Genomic DNA, 1,784 nt, shown 5'->3' on the forward strand with positions numbered 1-1,784 from the left:
CCATGATCAAAAAACGCCAGATCGATATCCCGGGCTCCACCCCATTCGAGCAATTTTACGCCCTCGCAGGATAACTGCGTCCGGGGGGTGATGCCCTCGAAACCATACTTCACCCTTTGAAAGTTTTGCGACAGAGCCGTCCCACCACACCTTCAGCAGCATTCAAAACGCGAGAACCCTGGATGGATGCCGCCGTATCCTTGGCCTGGCTCACGCCGACCTTGCAGGTTTCCTTGCCTTGAATCGAGCCATTTCCCGCTGAATCAATATTGAATGCGGAGACGATGTTGCGGCTTCCAGCCGAAAAAGTCCGACTGGCGGGTACATCGGTGGCAGCTCCTGTCCCAGGATTCTGCACATAACTTCCCTTGTATGACACCATGCGCCATGCACCGCTGATTCTGAGCGCGGGAGCCCCCGCATCCAGTTCCGATGACTCCGGTGCTGGTCGTCCGCAATGAGTCATGAGCAGGCCAAAGGCCAGGATGATCGCAACCTGAAAGTTAAGCTTGAAATGTCGTTTCATGGAAATCCTTTCAAACAGCTGATTCACTGCCGCGGCTAATGCAAAACGACGACCAGAGGCAAGTCGCCAAAATTCATGTAGAAAAAGCTTATAGAATTGCCGGAAGGCCGACATGCTGTCGAATCCAGTGACGCTGAACGCAATTCCGTTTAAACCAACCCATTGGGATGGCACGCAGGCCATGCGATCCATTGCAGCTCCATTATGAGCCTTTGCACGGCAAGGTCACGAAAGGAAAAATGAACCATATTCTTGCGGCTGTGAATGCCACTTCGGTTCACAAACTCAATGGTCAGTGGAAATACCTCTACCGGGCAGTCGACAAGGAAGGCAACCAGGTCAAGGATGACCCCACAGAAACAGATATTGACTTCAGTGGACCCAACTCCACTGCCATCAATGACTGCAATAAATGATAAAGCTACCGCGATCAAAATCCACCAGAATAAATATTTAAACAATACTATCGGGCAGGATCATCGTCCTATCAAGCAACGATGTAGAGCAGCCTTGCGGTTTAAATCACTGCAGTGGCAAAGGTTTGCAATAGGCGGCATGGAATCCATGCGCATGATTCGAAAAAGCACATTTAATCGCGGCAGGTCAGACTCCGCTCGGATCTTTCATGACTTGGTTGCGTAAAACTTAAACTCTCCAGCCAAAGCTCCGAGCATCGTTTACAGATGCAATAGAGCTGTTAAGGCAGGAAAAATCACAGATCAAAACGCATTCTTCTTCTTCAGGGACTTGCGTAACATCTGTTCAGTGTATTCCACAGCTTCTCAGAACAGCGCGTTAATTCTTTTGGCATCCTGGCGACAAACTCAAATGACTCCGGAATAAGTAAAAGCTGACTCGTGTGGCTCTTCAAGACCTTCAGCCCGAGGAGGGCTGCAGTTCGGTTGCCGGAATCGTCAAACTTTTAACGGCACGTCCAAGGCCCGGACCCATCAAAAGCAAAACAATCTTAAAAAACCCTGCTTGCAGCGTGTTAAACTTTTGGACAGTCGTAGCAGATCCTCCTAATTGTTCCAACTTACTGTCATGGCCCAGCAATTCAAAGGCATCCAACTGGTTCGCATAATTTTGGTTGCAGGTACCGCCGCCTCCGGCAGCTGAAGCTATAATGCGGAAGGGGTACCAAGGGCCGGATATTTTTCGTGCAAAGCAATGATGCTGCGTCGTGACTGGGACCTGGCACGAATGGTGTACCTGCCCATATCGCAGTATCCCCATGCCCTGCAGAAACAGAGGATTC

4 protein-coding genes are annotated in these 1,784 nt (G+C 50.1%); 2 read left to right on the forward strand and 2 right to left on the reverse strand.

Annotated features, from left to right (window positions below):
- Window positions 1–109: 109 nt before the first annotated feature.
- The gene (locus VE954_RS38720; protein ID WP_324963286.1) at window positions 110–526 is read right to left on the reverse strand and encodes a hypothetical protein; all 417 of its coding nucleotides are present in this window, start codon (window positions 524–526) and stop codon (window positions 110–112) included.
- 239 nt (window positions 527–765) lie between these two features.
- Between VE954_RS38720 and VE954_RS38725 the strand changes: the two genes are divergently transcribed.
- Window positions 766–942 carry a hypothetical protein gene (locus VE954_RS38725; RefSeq protein WP_324963288.1) on the forward strand — a complete coding sequence of 59 codons (177 nt, stop codon included), beginning with the start codon at window positions 766–768 and terminating at the stop codon, window positions 940–942.
- Window positions 872–1,168: a DDE-type integrase/transposase/recombinase gene (locus tag VE954_RS44620; RefSeq protein WP_414699073.1), complete on the forward strand. Its 297-nt coding sequence runs from the start codon at window positions 872–874 to the stop codon at window positions 1,166–1,168. Before VE954_RS38725 ends, VE954_RS44620 begins: the two co-directional genes overlap by 71 nt.
- A gap of 234 nt (window positions 1,169–1,402) precedes the next feature.
- Here the strand turns inward: VE954_RS44620 and VE954_RS38730 are convergent.
- The coding region (locus VE954_RS38730) for a hypothetical protein (protein ID WP_324963289.1) at window positions 1,403–1,784 on the reverse strand (382 nt) is incomplete at its 5' end.

Source organism: Oligoflexus sp., assembly GCF_035638955.1.
Classification (GTDB): Bacteria; Bdellovibrionota_B; Oligoflexia; order Oligoflexales; family Oligoflexaceae; genus Oligoflexus.